Genomic DNA, 18,311 nt, shown 5'->3' with positions numbered 1-18,311 from the left:
CGCCCCGCGCCGGTTAGCAGCATCGGACCTGTTAAACCATCTGATCGACCGGGCCGATGCGGAGCCGGTCTGCCACCCTGCTTTTCAAGAGCTGCAGGAAAGCTCCAACCTGTGGGATCCGGTTCGGCGCGGGCGTCCAGCCCGCACGGCGCACCTCATCCGAAAAAGACGTCGCCGGCGGCGATGGAGCGTCTTGCGCCCTCATCCTCATCCAGCAGCAGATAACCATTATCATCAATTCCGACGAAACGCCCGCCGATCGAGCGATCGGGGAAGTTGACGGTGATATGTTCGCCGATACCGCAGGCGGCCGCCCGCCAGCCTGTCATGACACCGGCCACACCCCTGCCCTCATCCCAGCCCGTCAGCACATCCGCCGTTTCGCGGAAAAGATGGGCGAAGAGTTCGTCGGGTGAACAGGAAGCACCGTGTTCGGACAGCATGGTGACGGGATAAAGCGGGTTTTCCGGCTTGTGGGCGATATTGATGCCGATGCCAATGACGATGGCGCGCCGTCCGTCCGGCAGAAGCTCCGCCTCCATCAAAATGCCGCAGGTTTTTTGACGACCAATCAGCACGTCATTCGGCCATTTGATCTCTAGCGGCTCGCCGCCGGTCGGCAAAACCGCGCGGATGGCGCGGTAAACGGCCAGCGCAAAGGCAAGCGGCAAAGACCCGACGCGGTCCATCGGTGCGGGATCGATCAGGAGAAGCGAGGCGTAGAGATTGCCGGGCTCTGAAACCCACGGCCGGCCGCGACGGCCGCGCCCGCCGGTCTGGCGGATGGCGGTGATCCACAGATTGCCGCCATCGCCCGCCCGCGCTCGGGCAAAACATTCTATATTGGTCGATGGTGTTTCCACCATCGCTTCGTGCCGGAAGTCATCGATGGACATCCGGCCCGTATGCTTGTGCGTATTGGTCAAAAGAACGTCTTTGCTGCGACCGTGACCGCATTGCCGAGCGCACCGCCGAAGACGATGAAGGCGACGACAAACAGTCCCGAAAGCGCATAAACGATTTTCAGTTCACCGGCCGGACGCTCGAAGCTGCCCTTGGCCTCATCGAACCACATGACCTTGACGACGCGGATATAATAATACGCGCCGACGACCGAACCGATCACGCCGATGACGGCGAGCGGATAGAGCTTGGCTTCGATGGCAGCGAGGAAGACGTAATACTTGCCGAAGAAGCCGGCGAGCGGCGGGATACCGGCAAGCGAGAACATCAGGATCGTCAGCACAACCGCCATGAACGGGTTGGTCGAGGAAAGCCCGGCCAGATCCTCGACAGTCTCCACATTGCCGATTTCCTTGCGGCGCATGGAGAGAATGCAGGCGAAGGTGCCAAGCGTCATGACCATGTAGATGGTCATGTAGAGAATGACGCCCGAAATGCCGGCTTCCGTGCCCGCTGCAAGACCGACCAGCGCGTAACCCATATGACCGATGGAGGAATAGGCCATCAGTCGCTTGATGTTCTTCTGGCCGATCGCGGCAAACGAGCCGAGCAGCATGGAAGCGATGGAGATGAAGACGACGATCTGCTGCCAGTCGGCAAAAACCGGCTGGAAAGCATCAATGACGATGCGAACGAAGATCGCCATGGCGCCAATCTTGGGGGCCGCGGACAGGAAGGCCGTGACCGGGGTCGGCGCGCCTTCATAAACGTCCGGCGTCCACATGTGGAACGGCACGGCGGAGATCTTGAATGCCAGACCGGCGAGAACAAAGACCAGACCGAAAACGAGGCCGAGCGAACGGGTCTCTGCCGTAAGCACCTGGGCGATTTCGGTAAAGCCGGTATTGCCGGTGAAACCGTAAACCAGCGACATGCCATAAAGCAGCATGCCGGAGGAAAGCGCGCCGAGAACGAAATACTTCAGGCCCGCTTCCGTAGAGCGCAGGCTTTCCCGGTTGATGGCGCAGACGACGTAGAGCGCAAGCGACTGCAGTTCCAGCGCCATATAGAGCGAGATCAGGTTGTTGGCCGAGATCATCAGCAGGATGCCGAGGGTCGCGAGAACCAGAAGCACCGGATATTCGAACCGGCCGACCGGTTCGAAACGGCCCTGGCCGACGGAAAGGATCATGGCGGTGATCGAGCCGATCAGCGCCAGCACCTTCATGAAGTTACCGAAGGCATCGGCGACGTAAACGCCGCCGAAGGCCACACCCGAAGCGGGCGCAAAGACGATCCAGAGACCGACGACGAGCAGCAGGGCCACGGAGAGGCCCGTGACCGTCGTTGTCGACTTGTCGCCCGAGAAGACGCCAATCATGAGCAGCGCCAGCGCGCCGACCGCAAGGATCAGCTCGGGCGTCGCGATGTGCAGACTGGCAAAAAGAATTTCAGCGGTCATGTCCAACGGGTCCTGTCGTCAATTCATAGTGAGCGCAACATTTTGCGCCGCCTGCAATGCAGCCGTATAGTTGTTTACCAGAAGATCAACCGATGCGGCGGTGGCATCGAACACCGGCGCCGGATAGACGCCGAAGAAGATCGTCAGGACGACCAGCGGATAAAGGATGACCTTTTCGCGGGTCGACAGATCGAGCATCGCCTTCAGGCTTTCCTTCTCGAGCGCACCGAAAATCACGCGGCGGTAAAGCCACAGCGCATAAGCGGCCGAGAGGATGACGCCGGTTGCCGCAAACAGCGCGACCAGCGTGTTGGCGCGGAATACGCCGATCAGCGTCAGGAATTCACCGACAAAGCCAGACGTGCCGGGCAGACCGACATTGGCCATGGTGAAAATCATGAAGGCGACGGCATATTTCGGCATGTTGTTCACGAGACCGCCATAGGCCGAAATCTCGCGGGTGTGCAGCCGGTCGTAGACAACGCCGACGCAGAGGAAGAGTGCGCCAGAGACAATGCCGTGCGACAGCATCTGGAAGATAGCACCCTGAACGCCCTGCACGTTGGCGGCGAAGATGCCCATCGTGACGTAACCCATGTGGGCAACGGAGGAATAGGCGATCAGCTTCTTGATGTCGTCCTGCATCATCGCCACCAGCGAGGTGTAGATGATGGCGAGAACCGACAGCGTGAAGACGAAGGGAGCGAAATAGTCCGACGCCAAGGGGAACATCGACAGCGAGAAACGGATGAAACCGTAACCGCCGAGCTTCAGCATCACGCCAGCCAGAATGACCGAGCCTGCCGTCGGCGCCTGCACGTGGGCGTCCGGGAGCCAGGTGTGCACCGGCCACATCGGCATCTTGACCGAGAAGGCCGCGAAACAGGCAAGCCACAGCCAGGTCTGCATGCCAGCCGGGAAGCCGTATTTCAGCAGTTCGGTCATATCGGTCGTACCGGACTGCCAGTACATCGCCATGATGGCGAGCATGGTCAGGACCGAGCCGAGCAGCGTATAGAGGAAGAACTTGTAGGAGGCGTAGACGCGATCCTTGCCACCCCAGACGCCGATGATGATGAACATCGGGATCAGCGTCGCTTCGAAGAAGACGTAGAAGAGAACCGTATCCAGCGCCACGAAGACGCCGATCATGACGACTTCCAGAAGCAGGAAGGCGATCATGTATTCCTTGATGCGCTTTTCAATCGAATCCCAGCTTGCCAGCACGCAGAAGGGCATGAGGAAAGTGGTGAGGATGACGAACAGCATGGAGATGCCGTCGACGCCCAGATGGTAAGCGGCGATGTTGCCGAACCAGGCGTGCTTTTCCACCATCTGGAAACCGGGGTTCGAATTATCGAAGCCGATCCAGATGAACAGCGACACCAAGAAGGTGAAAACGGTCGTCAGCAGCGAGACGTTGAGAATGTTGCGGCGACCGAAGGGGCCGTTCTCATTGGTCAAGAGCAAGAGCACCACGCCGACGAGCGGCAGAAAGGTGACCGTTGAAAGAATGGGCCAATCGGTCATCAGAGGGCACTCCCGAGCATCATCCAGGTGACAAGCGCCGCGATGCCGATCAGCATCGCAAAGGCATAATGATAAAGGTAACCGGATTGCAGGCGGACCATGCGGTTGGTCACGTCAACCACACGCGCTGCAATGCCGTTCGGTCCATAATGGTCGATGACGGCGACGTCGCCCTTCTTCCACAGGAAGCGGCCGAGCGCCTTTGCGGAACGAACGAAGAGGAAGTCGTAGAGTTCGTCGAAGTACCATTTGTTGAGAAGGAACTGGTAGAGGCCACGATGGGTCTCGGCCAGACGCTTCGGTGTCTCGGGCGATTTGATATACATGTACCATGCGGTCACGAAGCCAAGCGCCATGGCGAAGAACGGGCTCCACTTGACCCACAGCGGCACGTGGTGGAATTCCTCGAGGATTTCGTTGCCGGGAAGCGTGAACAGGGCACCCTTCCAGAATTCGGCATATTCCTCGCCGAAGAAGTAACCTTCGAAGGCCACACCGGCGAAGATCGCGCCGATTGTGAGGATGAAGAGCGGGATCAGCATGACCATCGGCGATTCATGCACGTGGTGCATCACATCGGCCGAAGCGCGCGGCTTGCCGAAGAAGGTCATGAAGGCCAGACGCCAGGAGTAGAAGCTGGTGAACAGGGCCGCGATGACCAGCAGCGTGAAGGCGACGCCCGAGAGAACCGAATGCGAAGCATAAGCGGATTCGATGATGACGTCCTTCGAGAAGAAGCCGGCAAAACCGATCATCGTGCCCGGAATACCAACGCCGGTCAGCGCCAGGGTGCCAACGGTCATGGTCCAGAAGGTGATGGGGATATGCTTGCGCAGGCCGCCCATGTAACGCATGTCCTGCTCGCCATCGACGGCATGGATGACCGAACCGGCGCACAAGAACAGCAGAGCCTTGAAGAAGGCGTGCGTGAAGAGGTGGAACACGGCCGCGCCATAAGCGCCGACGCCAAGCGCCACGAACATGTAACCGAGCTGCGAGCAGGTCGAATAGGCGATGACGCGCTTGATGTCGTTCTGCACGAGGCCGACGGTCGCCGCAAAGAAGGCGGTGATCGCGCCGATCAGCGTCACGACAGTCAGCGCATCATGCGACAGTTCAAACAGCGGCGACATGCGGGCGACGAGGAAGACGCCGGCGGTGACCATGGTTGCGGCGTGAATGAGGGCAGACACCGGGGTCGGGCCTTCCATCGCGTCCGGCAGCCAGGTGTGCAGCAGGAACTGCGCCGATTTACCCATCGCGCCCATGAAGAGCAGCAGGCAGACGCCCGTCATCGCATTGGCCTTGTCCAGCTGCATGCCGAACAGGTTGATGACGGTTTCGGTGGAAGCGGCACCTTCAGCCGGCAGATAGGTGCTGGCGGCAGCGAAGATGGTCTCGAAATTGATCGAGCCGAACAGCACGAAGACGCCGCCAATGCCGAGAATGAAGCCGAAGTCACCGACGCGGTTGACGATGAAGGCCTTCATGGCGGCAGCCGATGCGGACGGCTTCTTGAACCAGAAACCGATCAGCAGATAAGACGCCAGACCCACGCCTTCCCAGCCGAAGAACATCTGCAGCAGGTTGTCGGAGGTCACCAGCATCAGCATGGCGAAGGTGAAGAGCGACAGATAGGCGAAGAAACGCGGACGATGCGGATCGTGGTGCATGTATCCGATCGAATAGAGGTGCACCAGCGTCGAGACGGTGTTGACGACGACGAACATGACGGCCGTCAGCGTGTCGATGCGGAATGCCCATTCGACGTCGATGCCGCCGGACTGGATCCAGCGCAGCACGGTGACCTTGATCACCTCGCCCGGCTCGCCATGGGCAAGCGCGACGGTGAAGAACACGATCCAGGACAGGATGGCGACCACGATCATCAGACCGGTGGTGACATATTCCGAAGCCTTGGCGCCGATCGAACGGCCGAACAGGCCGGCGATCAGGAAGCCGATCAGGGGAAGAAAGACGATAGCCTTGTAGATCATAGCCTTATCAGCCCTTCATCATATTGACGTCTTCGACGGCGATCGATCCGCGGTTGCGGTAGAAGACAACGAGTATTGCAAGACCGATGGCCGCTTCGGCGGCTGCAACGGTCAGAATGAACAAGGCGAAGACCTGGCCGACAATGTCGTTCAGGAAAGCCGAAAACGCCACCATGTTGATGTTGACCGCAAGCAGGATAAGCTCGATCGACATGAGGATGACGATGACGTTCTTCCGATTGAGGAAGATGCCGAAGATGCCGATCGTGAAGAGGATCGCGCTGACCGTCAGGTAGTGGGAAAGACCGATTTCCATATTCTGTTTCCTTGGATCCGTTCGCGCCTTCAGATGCCCTGGCCCGGCTTGACCTTGACCGTGGTAACGGCGGTCTTCGGGTCACGGCCAACCTGCGTGGAGATATCCTGCCGCTTGATGTCGGTGCGATGACGCAGCGTCAGCACGATGGCGCCGATCATGGCCACCAGCAGCACGAGACCGGCGAGCTGGAAGAAGTAGACGTAATTGGTATAGAGCACATCGCCGAGGGCTGCGGTGTTGGTACGCTCGGAGACTGGCGGGATCGGCATGGTGATCGATTTCGCCGCCTGCGGGTTAAGCACGCTGCCACCGACAACGACGATCAGTTCCGCCGCAAGGATCACGCCGATCAGCGCGCCAACCGGGGCATATTGCAGTACGCCCGAGCGCAGCTCCGCGAAATCGACATCCAGCATCATGACGACGAAGAGGAAGAGCACCGCCACGGCGCCGACATAAACCACCAGCAGGATCATGCCGAGGAACTCGGCGCCCGTCAGCAGGAACAGCGCGGCTGCGTTGAAGAAGGTCAAAATCAGAAACAGCACCGAATGAACAGGGTTCTTCGATGCGATGACCATGAACGCAGACGCCACGGCGACGAAAGCGAATATATAAAAGAATACAGCGTGCAGACCCATCTTGGTGCCTTCTTGTCCTCATCGGGCAAAGATGGCTCGAAGGCCCCTCACCCGTTTCGTCCCCGCCGGCGAAAACCGCGCAGGCATTTTACTTTTCATCGTTTTCCGGGGTTTCCCCCGGAAAGACGGTTGCGCCTTAACGGTAAGGCGCATCCAGTGCGAGGTTGCGTGCGATTTCACGCTCCCAGCGGTCGCCGTTGTCGAGAAGCTTCTGCTTGTCGAAATAAAGCTCCTCGCGGGTTTCCGTCGCGAATTCGAAGTTCGGGCCCTCGACGATGGCATCGACCGGGCAGGCTTCCTGGCAGAAACCGCAATAGATGCACTTCACCATGTCGATGTCGTAACGCACCGTGCGGCGGGTGCCGTCATTGCGGCGCGGGCCGGCTTCGATGGTGATCGCCTGAGCGGGACAGATCGCCTCACACAGCTTGCAGGCGATGCAGCGTTCTTCACCGTTCGGATAACGGCGCAGCGCATGTTCGCCGCGGAAGCGCGGAGAGACCGGGCCCTTTTCGAAAGGATAGTTCACCGTTGCCTTCTGTTTGAAGAAGTGGCGCATCGTGAGCAGGATCGCGCCCACGAACTCCTTGAGGAACAGTGAATTGACGGCTTGGGAGAGGCTTGCCATCTCAGTCTCCAGATTTCTGAGCGAGGAGTACGGACATCAACCGGCCCACCCCGTCAGCTTCAATACGAATGCAACAATAACGACCATGGCGAGCGACAGAGGCAGGAACACCTTCCAGCCGAGACGCATGAGCTGGTCATAACGGTAACGCGGAACGAAAGCCTTGGTCAGAGCGATCATGAAGAAGACCATGCAGCCCTTCAACGCGAACCAGACAATGCCCGGAACCCAGTTGAGGAACCACACATCCACGATCGGCAGCCAGCCGCCCATGAACAGGATCGTCGTCAGGCAGCAGATCAGGACGATCGCAGCATATTCGCCGAGCATGAACATCATGTAAGGCGTGGAGCCATATTCGACCATGTGACCGGCAACCAGTTCCGATTCCGCTTCCGGAAGGTCGAAGGGCGGACGGTTGGTTTCGGCAAGGCCCGAAATGAAGAACACGATGAACATCGGGAACAGCGACAGCCAGTGCCAGTCAAGGAACGAGGCAGGCAGGCCAAGCATGGTGCCGAGGCCGGTCTTCTGGGCCAGAACGATGTCCGTCAGGTTCAGCGAACCGACGCAGAGCAGAACGGTGACGATGACGAGGCCGATCGACACTTCGTAGGACACCATCTGTGCTGCCGAACGCAGAGCGCCAAGGAAAGGGTACTTCGAGTTCGAAGCCCAGCCGCCCATGATGATACCGTATACTTCGAGCGACGAAATCGCGAAGATGTAGAGAATGCCGACATTGATATTGGCAACGACCCAGCCATCGGCGAAGGGAATGACCGCGTAGGTGGCGAGCGCCAGCGTCACCGCAACCAGCGGCGCCAGAAGGAAGACGGCCTTGTTGGCACCCGCCGGAATGACGGGTTCCTTGAGGATGAACTTCAAAAGGTCGGCGAAGGACTGGAAGAGACCGAAGGGACCAACGACGTTCGGACCACGGCGCAGCTGCACGGCCGCCCAGACCTTGCGGTCGGCGAGCAGCAGGAAGGCGATGGCCACCAGAAGGCAAACGAGAAGCAGCAGGGACTGGCCGACCATGATCAGCGCGGGCCAGACGTAGCTCCAGAAAAACTGTTCCATAAATCCCCTACCCTTACTCTGCCGCAGCCTGGAAATTGTTGCGGGCCAATGCGGAACACTCGGCCATGACGGCGGAGGCGCGCGCAATCGGGTTCGTCAAATAAAAGTCTTTAACCGGCGAGGCAAACGCCGACTTGTTGAGTGAGCCGGTCTTGCCGGCCAGCGCTTCGATATCCGTAGCCTTGCCGGCGACGATCTCGTCGGTTTCCGCCAGATGCGGATGCGCGACATAGAGCTGGCCGCGCAGGGCAGACAGCGAATCGAACGGCAGCTTCTTGCCGAGAACATCGGAAAGCGCACGCAGGATCGCCCAGTCTTCGCGGGCTTCGCCCGGTGCGAAACCGGCGCGGTTGCCCAGCTGCACGCGGCCTTCGGTGTTGACCCAGATCCCGGATTTTTCGGTATAGGCTGCACCCGGAAGGATGACGTCGGCGTTCATCGCGCCCTGGTCGCCATGGCTACCGATATAGACGGTGAACTTGGCGCCCTTGTTGGAGAGATCGAGTTCATCGGCGCCGAGCAGGAAGAGAACGTCCATGGACGCGACCATTTCAGCAGCGGCAACACCGCCCTCGCCCGGCACGAAGCCGATGTCGAGACCGCCAACGCGGGCAGCGGCGGTGTGCAGAACCGAGAAACCGTTCCACTCTTCGGTGACAGCGCCAACCGACACGGCAAGCTTTGCAGCAGCGGCGAGCACCGCTGCACCATCGGCACGCGCCAGAGCACCCTGGCCGATGATGATCAGCGGGTTCTTGGCGGACTTCAACTTGTCGACGAAGCTGTGCGAACCATTGGCCAGATCGGACAGTGTTTCAGCGCCGGAACCGAGATATTCGTAATTGTAGCGAAGCTCGCCGGCTTCACCGATCACGCCGATCGGGAAACCGCCGCGACGCCAGCGCTTGCGGATGCGGGCGTTGAGCACGGCCGCTTCGTAGCGCGGGTTGGAACCAACGATCAGCAGGGCGTCGGCCTGTTCGATACCTTCGATGGTGGAGTTGAACAGGTAGCTTGCACGGCCGAGCGACGGATCGAGTGCAGCGCCATCCTGACGGCAATCGACATTGGCCGAGCCGAGCGACGCCAGAAGCGACTTCAGCGCGAACATTTCTTCAACGGAGGCCAGATCGCCGGCAATTGCGCCGATCTTGCTGCCGGACGTTGCGGCAACAGCCTGCTTGATCGCACCGAAGGCTTCACCCCAGCTTGCAGGCTGCAGGCGGCCATCCTTGCGGACGTAAGGGCGGTCGAGACGCTGTGTCTTCAGGCCGTCCCAGATGAAACGGCTCTTGTCGGAAATCCACTCTTCGTTGATCGCCTCGTTGACACGCGGCATGACGCGCATGACTTCGCGGCCACGGGTATCGACGCGGATGGCCGAACCGAGCGCGTCCATCACGTCGATGGTTTCGGTCTTGTTCAGTTCCCACGGACGGGCAGTAAAGGCGAAAGGCTTGGAGGTGAGCGCGCCGACCGGGCAAAGGTCAACAACGTTGCCCTGCAGCTCCGAGGTCATGGCCTGCTCGAGATAGGTGGTGATTTCCGCATCTTCACCGCGGCCGATAAGGCCCAGTTCGGCAATGCCGGCCACTTCCGTGGTGAAACGGACGCAGCGCGTGCAGTGGATGCAGCGGTTCATCACCGTCTTGACGAGCGGGCCGATATATTTGTCTTCAACCGCGCGCTTGTTTTCCGCGTAACGCGAACCGGCGATACCGAAGGCCATGGCCTGGTCCTGCAGGTCGCATTCGCCGCCCTGATCGCAGATCGGGCAATCGAGCGGGTGGTTGATGAGCAGGAATTCCATCACGCCTTCGCGGGCCTTCTTGACCATCGGCGTGTTGGTGAAAACCTCAGGCAATTCACCGTTCGGGCCGCCGCGAACATCGCGAACGCCCATGGCGCAGGATGCGGCAGGCTTGGGCGGTCCGCCCTTCACCTCGATGAGACACATGCGGCAGTTACCCGCGACCGACAAGCGCTCATGAAAACAAAAGCGCGGAACTTCAGCACCAGCCTCCTCGCACGCCTGCAACAGCGTGAAATGATCCGGAACCTCGATCTCTTTACCGTCAACCTTGAGCTTTGCCATGGTCCTACTTACGTCCTGTTGCCTGTTCGTCCCATGTCTCACACGGTCCGCAACAAATCCTTAATCACGCCCGGCACTCGTGTCGTCTGCCAGACGCTTCATGGTGTCGCGAGGCCGGAAAATTCCGGCTCCGCTCGAAGCCTTCTATGCTTATTCAGCGGCTTCCAGAACAGCGCCATCATCCATGGCCCTGTAGGTATATTGGTCGATGCGCTTTTCGATTTCCGGACGGAAATTGCGGATCAGCGCCTGTACCGGCCATGCGGCGGCGTCGCCGAGCGCACAGATGGTGTGGCCTTCGATCTGCTTCGTCACTTCAAACAGCATGTCGATTTCGCGCTTCTGGGCATTGCCCTTGACCATGCGCTCCAGCACGCGCCACATCCAGCCGGTGCCTTCGCGGCACGGCGTGCACTGGCCGCAGCTTTCATGCTTGAAGAAGGCCGCGATGCGAGCAATCGCCTTGATGACGTCGGTGGACTTGTCCATGACGATCATGCCGCCGGTACCGAAGGAAGACTTCACTTCGCGCATGCCGTCGAAATCCATGATGGCGTCCTTCATGTCCTCACCGCGAACGATGGGGCAAGATGCGCCGCCGGGGATGACGCCGAGCAGATTGTCCCAGCCGCCGCGAATGCCGCCGCAATGGCGCTCGATCAGCTCACGGAAGGACAGGCCCAGCGCATCTTCGAAGGTGCAGGGACGCTCGACATGGCCTGACACCATGAACAGCTTGGTGCCGACATTGTTCGGACGGCCGATGGACGAGAACCATGCAGCGCCACGGCGCAGGATGGTCGGCGCAACGGCGATCGATTCAACATTGTTGACGGTCGTCGGGCAGCCGTAGAGACCCATATTGGCCGGGAACGGCGGCTTGAGGCGCGGCTGGCCCTTCTTGCCTTCGAGGCTTTCGAGCAGAGCTGTCTCTTCGCCGCAGATATAGGCACCCGCGCCATGATGGACGTAGATGTCGAAATCCCAGCCGTTCTTGTTGTTCTTGCCGAGCAGGCCGGCATCGTAGCACTCGTCGATGGCCGCCTGCAGCGCCTCACGCTCGCGCATATATTCGCCGCGAACGTAGATATAGGCGGTATGCGCGCCCATGGCGAAACCGGCGATAACGCAGCCTTCGATCAGCGTATGCGGATCGTTGCGCAGGATTTCGCGGTCCTTGCAGGTGCCGGGCTCGGATTCATCGGCATTCACGACGAGATAATGCGGACGGCCGTCATTTTCCTTTGGCATGAAGGACCACTTGAGACCCGTCGGGAAGCCAGCGCCGCCGCGACCGCGAAGGCCTGATGCCTTCATCTCGTTGATGATCCAGTCACGGCCCTTTTCGATGATCTGCTTGGTGCCGTCCCAATGGCCGCGCGCTCTCACGCCCTTCAGGGACTTATCCTTGAGGCCGTAGAGATTGGTAAAGATGCGATCCTGATCTTTTAACATGCTTCACCTCTTACCGCGGCTTCTTGCCGAAGACCCTGATATACTCGGCTTCGCCACCCTTGGCGAGCGCCTCGGCCTGCTTGATCCACTCGTCGCGTTCGATGCGGCCCTTGAAATTCAGATAACCGTCAACCCAGTCGCATTCGGCCTTCTTCCAGCCCGCGACCTGCGCGAAGGTGAAGATGCCGAGCTCATGCAGCGTGCCTTCGATCTTCGGACCGACGCCGGAAATGAGCTTCAGGTCGTCAGGCGTTGCGGGCTTCTCGATACCCGCCGGACGATCCTTGGAATCGAGCGACGGCTTCGCAGATCCCGAAGCTTCCTTTTCGGCGGCCTTGACGTTGGCTTCCGCAGCCTTCGGCTCGTTTGCCGGCGTCTTCAGCTTCGGATCTGTCTCCGGCGCATCGGTCTTCGGCTTGGCGGCATTGGACGGCGGAACCGGTGCGGCTTCCGCAGGCACTTCGGCCGGCTTGTCGAGATTGGAACGATCCGGCTTGATCTCTTCCGTCAGCGTCGTCAGTCCACCGACTGGAACCGACTCGTGACGGTCGATCTGCGGGCCGGTCTTGACGGTGTCGCCCTTGCCTGCTTCGAACGTGTCGATGATCTCTTCCAGACGCTCTGGCGTCAGGTCCTCATAGGCATCCTTGAAGATGATGACCATCGGCGCGTTGACGCAGGCGCCCTGACATTCCACTTCTTCCCAGGAGAGCGTGCCGCTCTCATTGGTGTGCAGCGGATCGTGGTGGATCTTCTTGCGGCAGACATCCATCAGCGCTTCCGAGCCGCGCAGCATGCAGGGCGTGGTGCCGCAGACCTGAACGTGGGCGCGCGTGCCAACCGGCTTCAGCTGGAACTGGGTATAGAAGGTCGCCACTTCCATGACGCGGATATAGGCCATATCCAGCATGTCGGCGATCTTTTCGATGGCGGCGCGGGTAACCCAGCCGTCCTGCTCCTGCGCACGCATGAGCAGCGGGATGACCGCCGATTGCTGGCGTCCCTCGGGATATTTCAGAATCGTCTTCTCAGCCCATGCGGTATTTTCCGCATTGAAGGCAAATGCCACGGGCTGGAACTGATCTTCGGCTAGTCGACGAACGGACATACTTCCTCACGCCTTTTCAGTTTAACGTCTCACAACGCGATCTCGCCACCGTGACGAATTCGCAGGCGTAAGCCGCCTTGTCTTTCTGCATGAACACGATGAACTTGCTGCCATTGGGAACCGAGGCCTTGATCTCGAATCCCGAAGACAGAAGCTGCTTGATGGTGGAACCGCCGCCGCTCGACAGTGATACGCCGCCCTCGTCCGTCGCCGTCTGGGCGAGAACGGGGGTCGACATCGCAGCAAGAAAAGCCGGAATGGCGAGCGGCAGACGCATCAGCGGTCGACCTCCCCGAACACGATGTCGAGGGAGCCGAGAACGGCTGTAACGTCGGCAAGCTGATGGCCCTTGCACAGGAAATCCATAGCCTGCAGGTGTGCGTAACCCGGAGCGCGTATCTTGCAACGGTAGGGCTTGTTCGAACCGTCTGCGACCACGTAAACGCCGAACTCGCCCTTCGGCGCTTCGACGGCGGCGTAAACTTCGCCGGCCGGAACGTGATAACCTTCGGTGTAGAGCTTGAAGTGGTGGATCAGCGCTTCCATCGAACGCTTCATCTCGCCACGCTTCGGCGGAACCACCTTGCCATCGAGCGAGGAGACCGGGCCGATGCGGTGCTTGCCGGACAGAAGATCGACGCACTGCTTCATGATCTTCACGGATTCGCGCATTTCCTGCATGCGGATCAGGTAACGATCATAGCAGTCGCCGTTCTTGCCGACGGGAATGTCGAATTCGAGATCGGAATAGCACTCATAGGGCTGCGCGCGGCGCAAATCCCAGGCAGCGCCCGAGCCGCGCACCATCACGCCCGTGAAACCCCAGGCGAAGGCATCTTCAAGCGAAACGACGCCGATATCGACGTTACGCTGCTTGTAGATGCGGTTATCGGTCAGCAGGCCCTCGATATTGTCGAGAACGGTGAGGAACGGGTCGCACCACTTGCCGATATCATCGACCAGTTCCGGTGGCAGGTCCTGATGCACGCCGCCCGGACGGACATAGGCCGAGTGCATGCGGGCGCCGCAGGCGCGCTCATAGAACACCATCAGTTTTTCGCGCTCTTCGAAACCCCAGACCGGCGGCGTCATCGCGCCAACGTCCATGGCCTGCGTCGTGACGTTCATGATGTGCGACAGGATGCGGCCGATTTCCGAATAAAGCACGCGGATCAGCTGGCCGCGCATCGGGATTTCGAGGCCGAGCAGCTTTTCGACGGCGAGCGCGAAAGCATGTTCCTGGTTCATCGGCGCGACGTAGTCGAGACGGTCGAAATAGGGAACGGCCTGCAGATAGGTCTTGGTCTCGATCAGCTTTTCGGTGCCGCGATGCAGAAGACCGATATGCGGATCGACGCGCTCGACGATTTCGCCGTCCAGTTCCAGAACCAGACGCAGCACGCCGTGCGCGGACGGATGTTCCGGACCAAAGTTGATCGTGAAATTGCGGACGTTATGCTCAGTCATTCTAGTGCTCCGCCGAGGTGATCATGGCGATGAATTCGGGGCCGGTCATGTTCTGCGTGGCTTCGGCGAAAGAGTAGCTCGAAGGCTTCTCATCCGTGAAAATCTGCGACGCGAACTTGAAACTGGAAGGGTTATCGAAAGCCTGCAGCGAAACGGCAAAATGCTTGCCGTCCTTGGAACGCCACATCAGCGTGCTGCCGCAGTTCTTGCAGAAGCAGCGCTCACCCCATTCCGACGAGGAATAGACGCCGAGGTTCTCTTCGTTTTCGACGGAGATATCAGCGCATTCGACAGCCAGAAACGCACCGCCGGACCAGCGGCGGCACATGGAGCAATGGCAAACGCCAAATTCACGGGCACCGATGACGGCGTTGAAGCCGACGGCGCCGCAAAGACATTGCGCATGCTCTGTCGCGGGGGCTTGGCTCATTGCTTGGCCTTTTCGTCACCCGGGAGAACATATTCGGTTCCTTCCCATGGGGAGAGGAAATCGAAGTTGCGGAATTCCTGCTTCAGTTCGACCGGTTCATAAAGAACCCGTTTCAGTACGTCATCGTAACGTACTTCCACAAAGCCGGTAACCGGAAAATCCTTGCGCAGCGGATGGCCTTCGAAACCGTAATCCGTGAGGATACGGCGAAGGTCCTTATGGCCTTCGAACGGAATGCCATACATGTCCCAGGCTTCGCGCTCGAACCATTCGGCACCCATGTAAACGGAGGTCGAAGACGGTACGCCCTCGTCTTCCGCTACCTGCAGCTTGATGCGGACGCGCAGGTTCTGGCGCGGCGACAGCAGGTGATAAACGACATCGAAACGCTTTTCGCGCTGCGGCCAGTCAACGCCACAAATGTCGATGATGTTGACAAAACCGCACTGCACGTCGTCACGCAGGAAGGTCAAAAGCGCGATCACACTTTCAGGCGTCGTGTTCAGCGTCAGTTCGCCATAGGCGATATCAGCCGACACCACGAGGGAACCGCGCGCTTCCTTAACGTAAGCAGCAAGATCGTTGAGAGCTTCGCTCATTCTTAATCCGTCCTTTGCCCTTAGCGCTCGATCGTACCGGTACGACGAATCTTCTTCTGCAGCAGAAGCACGCCGTAAAGCAGCGCCTCCGCCGTGGGGGGACAGCCCGGAACGTAGATATCCACCGGCACGACGCGGTCGCAGCCACGCACGACAGCGTAGGAATAGTGATAATAACCGCCGCCATTGGCACAGGAGCCCATGGAGATGACGTAACGCGGCTCAGGCATCTGGTCATAGACCTTGCGCAGAGCAGGCGCCATCTTGTTGGTCAGCGTGCCGGCGACGATCATCACGTCCGACTGGCGCGGTGAGGCGCGCGGGGCGACACCGAAGCGCTCCATGTCATAACGCGGACCGGACGCCTGCATCAGGCCTTCGACGGCGCAGCAGGCGAGACCGAACTGCATCCACATCAGGGAGCCGGTGCGCGCCCAGGTGATCAGCTCGTCGGTCGAGGTGACGAGGAAGCCCTTGTCGGCCAGCTCGTCATTGATTTCCGTGAAGTAGGCATCGTTGCTGCCAACCGGCTTGCCGGTCGAGGGATCGATGATCCCCTTTGGCTGCGGCGCAACGAGCGTGCTGTTGTTCTGGCTCATGCCCATTCCAGCGCTCCCTTCTTCCACTCATAGATAAAGCCGATGGTGAGGACGAGGAGGAACACCATCATCGACCAGAAACCGAACCAGCCCATCTCGCCGAAAGACACCGCCCAGGGGAACAGGAAGGCGACTTCCAGATCGAAGATGATGAAGAGGATCGACACCAGATAAAAGCGGATATCGAACTTCATGCGGGCATCGTCGAAGGCGTTGAAACCGCACTCGAAAGCAGAGAGCTTTTCCGGGTCTGGCGCCTTGTAGGCGACCGCAAAGGGCGCAATGAGAAGCGCCAGGCCGATGACGAGAGCGATACCGATGAAGATTGCGATCGGAATGTAGGAACTGAGGAGTTCAGTCATGGTCTCTTCCCTGTCCGGCCGGGTGCCGGACCTGCCTTTGGACCGAAAAGTCTCAAGGCGCACAAATATGTTGCAACGCCAAAGTGGTTAGCGCAGCCGCGCTCTCTCTGCAAGAGTTTAGGCACCATTTCAAGACACCTGCCGCATTGATTGGCAACAATATTGCCGGAATTGACGCAAATTTGGGCCACAATTCCGACCTAAGCCCCTCAAATACAATAATAATCGATTGAACGACGCAACCGCAAAAAAGTCACACGAATTTTACGTCAAAATGGCAACGAAGTGACGATCTGCGCCAATCGAAACTTGAGTATAAATGGCAGGAAAAATCGTGCTTGCGAGCGCGGGAATCAGGGTCCGAAATGGCCAATAACGAGCCGCACAAACAGCGCGTCAATTCAGCTTTCAAAGGAGACATTTCAGAAAGAGAAATGGCGCGAGTGACGGGGCTCGAACCCGCGACCTCCGGCGTGACAGGCCGGCACTCTAACCGACTGAGCTACACCCGCGCTCCACAGACATTCATCTGCGTTTTTCCGAGGAACAGGATGGCGCGAGTGACGGGGCTCGAACCCGCGACCTCCGGCGTGACAGGCCGGCACTCTAACCAACTGAGCTACACCCGCTTATCCTGACGGACAGGACCTTGTCCTGCCGTACGAACCAGCCTCGGCTGTTCGTTGAGCGGCTAACTACGGCGTTCGTGCGGGGGTGTCAAGCAGGTTTCACGACAAAAGAATAAGCTTTTTCATTTTGATCGGGAAAAACCTGAAGGCCATTGATAGGCGTTCCGGCAAACGCCTTGTTTTGCGGGCTTTTCCCAACGAAAACAAAAATCTTGTCCACAGCCGCGGGCGTCCGCAGGAAGATTCCCGTGCGTCGTTCGCGCTGGCTGCGGCTTCTGTTTTTGCCAAAAAGCCCGCAGTTCCGCCCTTTTGGCCGTCAGCCATGCACATGGGAAAATACGACCCGGAAAAAAAACAAAAAAACTTCATAAAAGCCCTTGCGGTTTTTTTCCGATCCGAATACATCACGGCCACCGACGCGGCGGACATGATCCGCAAGACGCGAAGGGCGATTAGCTCAGTTGGTAGAGCGCCTCGTTTACACCGAGGATGTCGGGAGTTCGAGTCTCTCATCGCCCACCATTTTCCAAACTCTCCAAATTGCCAGGCAGTTAGACCGGACATTGTTCGGAACACGTTGTTCTTTGCCGCGAATTTCCGGCATTGAGAATTATCCCCTGCCCGCTGCAATCTGGCCTATTGCGGCCGGATTGACGTTCTGGGCGTCGGAATCGCTTTTTTCGATTTCCACCTAATCCAAATCGGCACGGATGTTTCATATTCCGACAATGGATTCTGATCTGTGTGCCACCCTGCAACATACGGGAAAATAAGCAGATTCAGACTTTTTAAAGGGATTTCAGGCAATGTTTTCGAGCCGTTTCATGATGAGCGGCAGAAATAATGGATGAAACCATGGTCGACGCGTTTGTAACACTCGCGCTTATTGCGCTGCCTGTTTATATTTTTTTCCGCTGGGTCCAGCAGGACTCGGAAAAAGACAATACTCCCAAAAGCAAGAATTCCATGGGGCGGTGATCCTTTGCGATCGGTTCGTGGCTTTT

19 protein-coding genes and 3 tRNA genes are annotated in these 18,311 nt (G+C 59.0%); 2 read left to right on the top strand and 20 right to left on the bottom strand.

Annotated features, from left to right (window positions below):
• Nucleotides 1–155: 155 nt before the first annotated feature.
• The 20 genes from JZY08_RS05100 to JZY08_RS05005 all read right to left on the bottom strand — a co-directional run bounded on the left by JZY08_RS05100 (nucleotide 156) and on the right by JZY08_RS05005 (nucleotide 17,712).
• On the bottom strand, nucleotides 156–896 hold the full coding sequence (locus JZY08_RS05100) for a biotin--[acetyl-CoA-carboxylase] ligase (RefSeq protein ID WP_216331215.1): 741 nt from the start codon (nucleotides 894–896) through the stop codon (nucleotides 156–158).
• 26 nt (nucleotides 897–922) lie between these two features.
• Nucleotides 923–2,365 (bottom strand): NADH-quinone oxidoreductase subunit NuoN, encoded by a 1,443-nt coding sequence (gene nuoN, locus JZY08_RS05095; RefSeq protein ID WP_137037474.1) that lies wholly within the window; start codon nucleotides 2,363–2,365, stop codon nucleotides 923–925.
• 18 nt (nucleotides 2,366–2,383) lie between these two features.
• Nucleotides 2,384–3,895, bottom strand: coding sequence for an NADH-quinone oxidoreductase subunit M (locus JZY08_RS05090; protein ID WP_082184148.1), 1,512 nt, complete (start codon nucleotides 3,893–3,895; stop codon nucleotides 2,384–2,386).
• A complete protein-coding gene (nuoL, locus tag JZY08_RS05085) occupies nucleotides 3,895–5,892 on the bottom strand; it encodes an NADH-quinone oxidoreductase subunit L (protein ID WP_216331213.1) in 1,998 nt (665 codons plus the stop codon). The genes JZY08_RS05090 and nuoL overlap by 1 nt, the downstream gene beginning before the upstream one ends.
• 7 nt (nucleotides 5,893–5,899) lie before the next feature.
• Entirely contained in the window at nucleotides 5,900–6,208 is a 309-nt protein-coding gene (gene nuoK / locus JZY08_RS05080; protein ID WP_003496445.1) for an NADH-quinone oxidoreductase subunit NuoK, read from the bottom strand.
• Nucleotides 6,209–6,237: 29 nt separating this feature from the next.
• Nucleotides 6,238–6,852, bottom strand: a complete 615-nt coding sequence (locus JZY08_RS05075) for an NADH-quinone oxidoreductase subunit J (protein ID WP_216331211.1) — start codon at nucleotides 6,850–6,852, stop codon at nucleotides 6,238–6,240.
• Nucleotides 6,853–6,988: 136 nt separating this feature from the next.
• Entirely contained in the window at nucleotides 6,989–7,480 is a 492-nt protein-coding gene (nuoI, locus tag JZY08_RS05070; RefSeq protein WP_003496449.1) for an NADH-quinone oxidoreductase subunit NuoI, read from the bottom strand.
• Between the two features lie 36 nt (nucleotides 7,481–7,516).
• Entirely contained in the window at nucleotides 7,517–8,563 is a 1,047-nt protein-coding gene (nuoH, locus tag JZY08_RS05065; protein ID WP_046800309.1) for an NADH-quinone oxidoreductase subunit NuoH, read from the bottom strand.
• Between the two features lie 13 nt (nucleotides 8,564–8,576).
• Nucleotides 8,577–10,658, bottom strand: coding sequence for an NADH-quinone oxidoreductase subunit NuoG (nuoG, locus tag JZY08_RS05060; RefSeq protein WP_216331209.1), 2,082 nt, complete (start codon nucleotides 10,656–10,658; stop codon nucleotides 8,577–8,579).
• Nucleotides 10,659–10,808: 150 nt separating this feature from the next.
• The gene (gene nuoF, locus JZY08_RS05055) at nucleotides 10,809–12,113 is read right to left on the bottom strand and encodes an NADH-quinone oxidoreductase subunit NuoF (RefSeq protein ID WP_003496455.1); all 1,305 of its coding nucleotides are present in this window, start codon (nucleotides 12,111–12,113) and stop codon (nucleotides 10,809–10,811) included.
• Nucleotides 12,114–12,123: 10 nt separating this feature from the next.
• Nucleotides 12,124–13,221 (bottom strand): NADH-quinone oxidoreductase subunit E, encoded by a 1,098-nt coding sequence (locus tag JZY08_RS05050; RefSeq protein WP_082184144.1) that lies wholly within the window; start codon nucleotides 13,219–13,221, stop codon nucleotides 12,124–12,126.
• Between the two features lie 16 nt (nucleotides 13,222–13,237).
• A complete protein-coding gene (locus JZY08_RS05045) occupies nucleotides 13,238–13,498 on the bottom strand; it encodes a hypothetical protein (RefSeq protein ID WP_003496459.1) in 261 nt (86 codons plus the stop codon).
• Nucleotides 13,498–14,688: an NADH-quinone oxidoreductase subunit D gene (locus JZY08_RS05040; RefSeq protein WP_003496461.1), complete on the bottom strand. Its 1,191-nt coding sequence runs from the start codon at nucleotides 14,686–14,688 to the stop codon at nucleotides 13,498–13,500. Before JZY08_RS05040 ends, JZY08_RS05045 begins: the two co-directional genes overlap by 1 nt.
• A gap of 1 nt (nucleotide 14,689) precedes the next feature.
• Nucleotides 14,690–15,118 (bottom strand): GFA family protein, encoded by a 429-nt coding sequence (locus JZY08_RS05035; RefSeq protein ID WP_216331207.1) that lies wholly within the window; start codon nucleotides 15,116–15,118, stop codon nucleotides 14,690–14,692.
• A complete protein-coding gene (locus JZY08_RS05030) occupies nucleotides 15,115–15,717 on the bottom strand; it encodes an NADH-quinone oxidoreductase subunit C (protein WP_035217676.1) in 603 nt (200 codons plus the stop codon). Before JZY08_RS05030 ends, JZY08_RS05035 begins: the two co-directional genes overlap by 4 nt.
• A 20-nt stretch (nucleotides 15,718–15,737) precedes the next feature.
• Nucleotides 15,738–16,322: an NADH-quinone oxidoreductase subunit B family protein gene (locus JZY08_RS05025; protein WP_003496467.1), complete on the bottom strand. Its 585-nt coding sequence runs from the start codon at nucleotides 16,320–16,322 to the stop codon at nucleotides 15,738–15,740.
• Nucleotides 16,313–16,678 (bottom strand): NADH-quinone oxidoreductase subunit A, encoded by a 366-nt coding sequence (locus tag JZY08_RS05020; RefSeq protein ID WP_003496469.1) that lies wholly within the window; start codon nucleotides 16,676–16,678, stop codon nucleotides 16,313–16,315. The genes JZY08_RS05025 and JZY08_RS05020 overlap by 10 nt, the downstream gene beginning before the upstream one ends.
• 435 nt (nucleotides 16,679–17,113) lie before the next feature.
• Nucleotides 17,114–17,190: transfer RNA gene (locus tag JZY08_RS05015), tRNA-Asp, on the bottom strand.
• 40 nt (nucleotides 17,191–17,230) lie between these two features.
• Nucleotides 17,231–17,307, bottom strand: a tRNA-Asp gene (locus tag JZY08_RS05010).
• Between the two features lie 99 nt (nucleotides 17,308–17,406).
• Entirely contained in the window at nucleotides 17,407–17,712 is a 306-nt protein-coding gene (locus JZY08_RS05005) for a hypothetical protein (protein WP_216331205.1), read from the bottom strand.
• A gap of 41 nt (nucleotides 17,713–17,753) precedes the next feature.
• Here JZY08_RS05005 and JZY08_RS05000 point away from each other — a divergent pair.
• Nucleotides 17,754–17,829, top strand: a tRNA-Val gene (locus JZY08_RS05000).
• Between the two features lie 321 nt (nucleotides 17,830–18,150).
• Nucleotides 18,151–18,285: a hypothetical protein gene (locus JZY08_RS27745; protein WP_003496477.1), complete on the top strand. Its 135-nt coding sequence runs from the start codon at nucleotides 18,151–18,153 to the stop codon at nucleotides 18,283–18,285.
• The last annotated feature ends 26 nt before the right edge of the window (nucleotides 18,286–18,311 follow it).

This window comes from Rhizobium sp. X9 (assembly GCF_018873185.1).
GTDB classification, from domain to species: domain Bacteria; phylum Pseudomonadota; class Alphaproteobacteria; order Rhizobiales; family Rhizobiaceae; genus Agrobacterium; species Agrobacterium oryzihabitans.
This window is presented reverse-complemented; position numbering and strand designations above follow the sequence as displayed.